Genomic DNA, 6733 nt, shown 5'->3' with positions numbered 1-6733 from the left:
ATCCTACCGCCATCAATCATGTTCTGTCTGTCAATTATTACGACACTTATCCTTTAGGAACACCAGGTTTTACCCCAACACTTCCAGGCAATGCAGCAATCACGGATAATTTTACGCAAAACGTAAACACCAAAAGTTTGCCTGTAGCTTCTTATGTAAAAAACATTGAAGACGATGACTGGACGAAGAACTATACTTGGTATGACAATAAAGGAAGAGCTATTGCAACACATTCGATCAATCATTTTGGAGGTTACACGAAAAAGGAATCCCAGCTTGACTTTTCGGGAACTCCGAAACAGGTTGTCACAAGACATAAAAGGCTTGATACCGATGTTGAACGTTTGATTACAGAAAATTTCACGTATGATCATCAAAACAGGTTGTTAGAACACACCCATCAGGTTGACGGAAATGCGGTGGAATATTTAGCCCAAAATGAATACAACGAGCTTTCACAACTGAAAAGCAAGAAAGTTGGCGGAACAAGTGCAGGAAACGGACTACAGACAGTAGATTATGCCTATAACATCCGAGGATGGATGACCGGGATCAATGATCCGAATGATTTAAGCGGAGGTGATTTGTTTGGGTATAAGATAAAATACAACCAGGTCGAAGGTCAACAAATGCCGAATAATGATTTCTCGGGACTTTTGGTACAGCCAAAATATAACGGAAATATTGCAGAAGTAGACTGGCGAACCAATACGACTGTAGGCGATAATTTAAGAAGATATGGTTATGTTTATGATGGCTTAAACAGATTGAGAGCAGGATTTTATCAGCGTGATGATAATCCCACAGCAAAAGAATATTTTGAGAAGATTGATTATGATTTGAACGGAAATATTACCAACTTAAAAAGATCAGCTTCAAAAGACGGAAATACAACGGCAGGTATCATCGATGACCTGACTTACAGTTACAATTATCCTGTAACGGGTAACCGACTCAACTCGGTAACCGATTCTTCAACGGACTACAGAGGTTATCCCGATACCTCAGGAATTGCGATTACATATGACTTGAACGGGAACATGGAAAAGCATGAAGATAAAGGGATATTATATATTGAATACAATTCCCTTAATCTGCCAAATTATATAAAACATAATGATTTTATCACGACAAGAGGTGGTAAGATATATGTAACCACTACTTATGTCTACCGATCTGATGGTGTGAAAATAAGAAAGCTCCATAAATATAAGAACCCTCTAGCACTAAATTTACTTAGTAAATTTACAGATTATTTAGATGGTTATCAATATGCTAATGACGTTTTACAATTTGTACCCACCTCAGAAGGCTACTATGATTTTGTAAAAAATAAGTATATTTACAATTATGCAGACCATTTGGGAAATACAAGGTTAAGTTATTTTCACAATGGCAGCAGCATAGAAGTTCTTGAGGAAAACAATTATTATCCTTTTGGATTGAAGCATGATGGGTATAATGCATTGGCTGGAAACCCGAGTTATCAGTATAAGTACAACGGAAAAGAACTACAAGAGACGGGAATGTATGATTATGGAGCGAGATTTTATATGTCGGATATCGGAAGATGGGGTGTGGTGGATCCAGCCGCAGAATATTTCCCATATATTACACCTTATTCTTACGTTGTTAATGACCCAATCGGATATGTTGATAATGATGGAGAAATGCCTGGTCCCGTAGGAGCTATAATAGGTATTTTCTCTGATTATATAATGCAGGTTGGTGTTAACTATTTTTTAGATAGAAAAGATTTCAGAACCTCTTTAACAGATGTTAGCGGTTGGTCATTAGCTGTTTCTGGTGTTTCAGGTTTTGCAACAGGAGGAATAAGCGCACTAACCAAAGCCGCTACAAGCGGTATAGGAAAACAAGCTTTGGTAAAAACCATAGATTTTGGTGTAGATGTTTTAGTAAGTACGGTTGAAAGTGCTGCTACGAATCAATTAGAAACAGGAGAATTCGATATTTGGAAATCATTTACTGGCGGATTGCTTGAAGCGGGCATTGGTAAATTTATACCACTGAAATATGTAGATAAACTGGAGAGTAAGCTTGCTCGAAAGATGAATATTAGTGGAGAGAAGATGACCCGCTATAAAAATAGAATGCAGAATGATGTTAATAGAAGCCGAAGTACAAGAGCAAGAAATAATAGAAAATATGCTGAAAATAAAAAAGCTTATGAAAATTATACAAAAGCTTTTGCAGGAGTAAAGGTTGTAAATGATGCATATAAAGCTGGAGGAGCTGAAGTTTTACAGAACATTGATTTGTTCAAAAAGACACCGGAAGAAACTAAAAAGCCAATTATTACGGTTGGAGAGTTAACAAGAGTTAAGGAGTAATTAGAGAATAACTATGTGTAAAAATCAATATATTTTAACAATTTGTGCCGTATTAGGTTTTTTGTATACTTTGTTTTTCTATTGTCAAAACTCAAGATTAGAAAATTCTAGTATGCTAAAATCATATACAATTATTGAGCAGGGATGTAGGAATTCTAAGGGTAGTTCTTCAGTTCACATTAAATATAATGACAAAATATATTATATAAGATTGGCAAATAAAGAATGTTCAAAATATCCTGTAGGATCTGAAGTAAAACTTAGCTACAACGAACAATTTGATTATTTTTATAAGCCGGATGGATTAAAAAGAGATAGAAATAGATTGTTGTTTTTGGCTATAATTTTTATTTTATCTATTACCCCTTGGAAAAAAATTATAAAAATAAAAGTCTGATAAGGTATTTAAGTATAATGTAAAATAAAAAAAACTCCCCGCTCCCGCACGACTGCATCGTGTGGCAAATAAAAAAATAGGCTGTCTCAGTTTTGAGACAGCCTATTCTATTCAACAAAATCATTATAATCTCTTCACTAAATCAAAAAACAGTGTTTTTCCTCTTTTTTATATTTGGTCTTATAACTACTTTTGTTACAAAACCTTATAAAATTAAAAAAATGAAAACTCCAATTATGTTTAAGAATTTAATTTCGGTTATGAGTGTGCTTTTGTTAGCTGTTTTTTCTTTGATTGCTATTCGCTGTACACCGCCGCCGCCGGAACCTCCGATAAGTGATGCTTATAAAAGTAAACTGATTACAAAAGAAGAAGCACGTGTTCTTTTTGATGAATATTCCAGAACCAACAACATGATCCTTACCCAAGCCAGAAACGGGAATCCCGATTCGCGTTGGTATTGGTTTTCTCTGGAAGAGATGGAAAGCTACATTCAGTATGTAAAAGCAAATGCTGATAAACAGAACCTGAAAGATGTGGGAATACGAATTTATTTGGGTAAATATCCTGAAAATCATCCCCAAAACAGAATGGCAAAACCGGAATTTGCGGGGTATCAGACTGTTTTTTTAATGCCTACATCAAAAATGACTCAGGATTCTATTAGCAGTCGACAAAGAAGAGGTGTTATCACGGATGAGAATCAGGATGTAGAAAATATTCAGCCGATGAATATGACCAATCTTTCGCCACCACCGAATTCACTTACAAATACAATGAATTAAATAACAGTTATGACCTGGAATGTAGAAATAGGGAAGCAGATCTCAATGGTGATTTTGGTCATCATGATGATTTTAATTATCATAAAATACAGAAAGATAGAAAAAGTGAATTTCTTTTTCTTCGCCGGATATATTTTATTATCATTAACTGATTTCTTTTTCTATTACTACCATAAGCTAACGAGCTTGAGCACAGAAAGATTTTACACAATTTGTATCACGATCGTGTTTTTCCTTTATCTGTTATACTATATGAAGCTTCTTTCTGCTCAAGTGCTAAAAAAAATACAGTTTTTTATTCTCGTTTGCTTTGTTCTCAGTATTTTGGCAATGTCTTATGTAGATAAAAGCTTATTTGAGCATTTTTCGTTCAATATGCTGTATATAAATATTCTTTTATTAACATTTTCCATCCTATTATTTTTGTATCAGACCTTTAATTCAGACAAAATATTTGAAATTAAAAACTATCTGCCGTTCTGGATTTCGGTAGGTCTTCTGATTTTTTATATTGGTATTATCCCGATTTTCTATTTCAGGACTTCTGTTTCACAGGATATATATTTTTTTATTCTATTTTTATTAAACCTTATCAGCAATATAATTATTGCAATAGGACTCTTTTGGACAAAACAGGATAAAATTAAACAAGTCAGATTTTAAAGCATGAAAGAAAACAATATGGTCATTGTTTTTACGATAACATTATTTATCATTGTTTTAACGATGATTTTCGTTTATGTGATTTTCATTCAGAAAAAAACGACATTGCTGATCAGGCAGAAAGAAAAAGATATGCGTTTTGAAAAGGAGCTTGCAACTTCTCAGATCGAAATGAAAGAACAAACGTTGAATTACATCGGTCAGGAATTGCATGATGATTTAGGACAAAAGCTTTCTGTGGTTCGTTTAAGGCAAAACCAACTGATCGCCAAAATGAAGGATTCAGAAAAGGAAGAGTTGATCGAATTAAACGAATTATTAGGCGAATGCATTCAGGATATTCGTAATCTGTCTAAAACTTTAATTACAGAGCAGGTTATTCATTTCGGATTAATTGAATCTTTAGAACGAGAAATAAATAAAATCCGCAAGCTGAGGTTGCTTAAAATAGAACTGATTACCCAAAAACATGATATCGATATTTCGCCAAAACACGGTCTCATTTTATTCAGGATTATTCAGGAGAGCATTAATAATATTCTGAAACATTCAAGGGCTAAAAATGTCTCAATAGAAATAGAAGACGGTCAACAAATGCTAAGCATTAAGATTAATGACAACGGAAAAGGATTTGACACCCAAACCGTGAAAGACGGATCCGGACTTAAAAATATGGAACTGAGAGCGAAAATCATACACGCAGAATTTTCCATCCGTTCCGAGATCAATAAAGGTACACAGACATCTATTATTTATTACAAAAATCAGCCATGAAAACAATCCCTATCGCAATAGTTGACGATCATACACTAATGTCAAAAGCATTGGAAAATATGATCGCCGAAAACCCTCAGTACAAGGTCATGATGAATCATCCCAATGGTGAAGATTTTATCGAAGCATTAGAAAAGACGACCGATTTGCCTGCTGTCGTTTTAATGGACATCAATATGCCCTTTAAAAACGGAATAGAAACCACAGAATGGCTTTCTGAACATTATCCGGATATTAAAGTAATCGCTCTTACGATGGAAGATGACGAAAAAGTCTTAATTAAAATGCTGAAAGCAGGAGCAAAAGGATATTTACTGAAAGATATGCAGCCATCAATATTATTTCAGGCAATCGATACGGTCTTTGAAAAAGGAAGTTTTTATACCGATTTTGTTGCCCAGAAACTTCTCAAAGTGAAGACAGAAGATCTGAAAAATCAGTCTCTTCTTTCTGAGCTTAAAGAAAGGGAAATAGAATTTATAAAGTTTGCCTGTAGTGAACTTACCTATAAAGAAATTGCCGATAAAATGTTTCTCAGCCCAAAAACAATTGACGGCTACAGAGATTCGGTTTTTATTAAACTCGATATCAAAAACAGGGTTGGCTTGGTTCTTTTTGCCATGAAGCACAACCTTTGCTGAGTTAAATAAAAAAGAGTTTCAAACCCATGAAACTCTTTTTTATTATTTTCTGAACATTTCTGTGTGCGGAATATTGTCTTCCAGGTATTTTTTTCCGGTATCTTGAAAACCAAAATAAGAATAAAATTTCAACAGATAATCCTGAGCAGAAATTCTTACTTCTGAAGTTTTAAATCTGTTTTCTATCGTTTCAACGGCATATTGAATTAATTGTTTGCCTAAATTTTTTCCTCTTCCTTTTTCCGAAGTTAAAACTCTTCCGATAGAAGTTTCATTATATTTAATTCCTTTATCAAAAATTCTGCAGTATGCTAAAATGCTATTGTCCTTTTCTGCCCAGAGATGGATCGCTTTTTCATCATATCCATCCAGATCGGGATAAGGGCAATCTTGTTCCACTACAAAAACGTCAATTCTTGCTTTGATGATTTCGTGAAATTCAGGAACGGTTAATTCATCAAAACTTTTTATTTTCCAGATTATATTATTCATTAAAACTTACGCTGTTATTTTCTAAAAACTCATTGGTGGTCTGAATAAAGTTTAAAATTTCCTCACATCCCTCTTTCTTTTCTGCTGAAGTTAAATAAGTTTCAGGAAGATTTTCCCAGGTTTTTAAAAGTTCATTTTTATAGGCTTCTACATTTTGAATGGCAACATTGGGTTTCAGTTTATCTGCTTTTGTGAAGACAATAGAAAAGGGAACCCCGCTCTCGCCGCACCATTGGATAAATTCCAGATCGATCTTTTGCGGACTGTGACGAGAATCTATCAAAACAAAAAGATTCACAAGATTTCTTCTGTTGAGAATATAATTAGTAATTAGCTTTTCAAAATCCTTTCGCTGAACTTTAGAAACTTTTGCATATCCGTAACCCGGTAAATCGGTGAGATACCAGTTTTCATTTACTAAAAAATGATTGATAAGCTGCGTTTTTCCCGGTGTACCCGAAGTTTTTGCTAAATCTTTATGATTCATCATCGCATTGATCAGTGAAGATTTTCCTACGTTTGATCTTCCGATGAATGCATATTCCGGCATATTCGGTTCGGGGCATTCCTGCCATTTTCCGCTGCTTTTTACAAACGTTGCTGTTTTTATAACCATTTTATTGATTTTTA

The 6733-nt window shown here is 34.2% G+C and carries 8 protein-coding genes; 6 read left to right on the top strand and 2 right to left on the bottom strand.

Translation table 11 applies throughout. The features are described 5' to 3' along the window. The 6 genes from BA768_RS14320 to BA768_RS14295 all read left to right on the top strand — a co-directional run. Nucleotides 1–2351 (top strand): RHS repeat domain-containing protein (locus BA768_RS14320; RefSeq protein WP_131800027.1); only part of this gene is annotated, 2351 nt, incomplete at its 5' end. Between the two features lie 211 nt (nucleotides 2352–2562). Then, complete coding sequence (locus BA768_RS14315; protein ID WP_123947123.1) at nucleotides 2563–2748, top strand: hypothetical protein; 186 nt, start codon at nucleotides 2563–2565, stop codon at nucleotides 2746–2748. Between the two features lie 221 nt (nucleotides 2749–2969). Further along, the gene (locus BA768_RS14310; RefSeq protein ID WP_065721316.1) at nucleotides 2970–3533 is read left to right on the top strand and encodes a hypothetical protein; all 564 of its coding nucleotides are present in this window, start codon (nucleotides 2970–2972) and stop codon (nucleotides 3531–3533) included. 9 nt (nucleotides 3534–3542) lie between these two features. After that, nucleotides 3543–4196 (top strand): hypothetical protein, encoded by a 654-nt coding sequence (locus tag BA768_RS14305; protein WP_065721315.1) that lies wholly within the window; start codon nucleotides 3543–3545, stop codon nucleotides 4194–4196. Nucleotides 4197–4199: 3 nt separating this feature from the next. Beyond that, nucleotides 4200–4970, top strand: a complete 771-nt coding sequence (locus tag BA768_RS14300) for a sensor histidine kinase (protein ID WP_065721314.1) — start codon at nucleotides 4200–4202, stop codon at nucleotides 4968–4970. Continuing rightward, entirely contained in the window at nucleotides 4967–5611 is a 645-nt protein-coding gene (locus BA768_RS14295; RefSeq protein ID WP_065721313.1) for a response regulator transcription factor, read from the top strand. Before BA768_RS14300 ends, BA768_RS14295 begins: the two co-directional genes overlap by 4 nt. Nucleotides 5612–5653: 42 nt before the next feature. Here the strand turns inward: BA768_RS14295 and BA768_RS14290 are convergent, their stop codons facing one another. Beyond that, nucleotides 5654–6103, bottom strand: a complete 450-nt coding sequence (locus BA768_RS14290; RefSeq protein ID WP_065721312.1) for a GNAT family N-acetyltransferase — start codon at nucleotides 6101–6103, stop codon at nucleotides 5654–5656. Beyond that, nucleotides 6096–6719, bottom strand: a complete 624-nt coding sequence (yihA, locus tag BA768_RS14285; protein ID WP_065721311.1) for a ribosome biogenesis GTP-binding protein YihA/YsxC — start codon at nucleotides 6717–6719, stop codon at nucleotides 6096–6098. The genes BA768_RS14290 and yihA overlap by 8 nt, the downstream gene beginning before the upstream one ends. Between the last annotated feature and the right edge of the window lie 14 nt (nucleotides 6720–6733).

It is taken from the genome of Chryseobacterium sp. CBo1 (assembly GCF_001693475.1).
Lineage (GTDB): Bacteria > Bacteroidota > Bacteroidia > Flavobacteriales > Weeksellaceae > Chryseobacterium > Chryseobacterium formosense.
The sequence above is the reverse complement of the archived record's forward strand: the minus strand, read 5'-3'. Positions and strand labels throughout refer to the sequence as shown.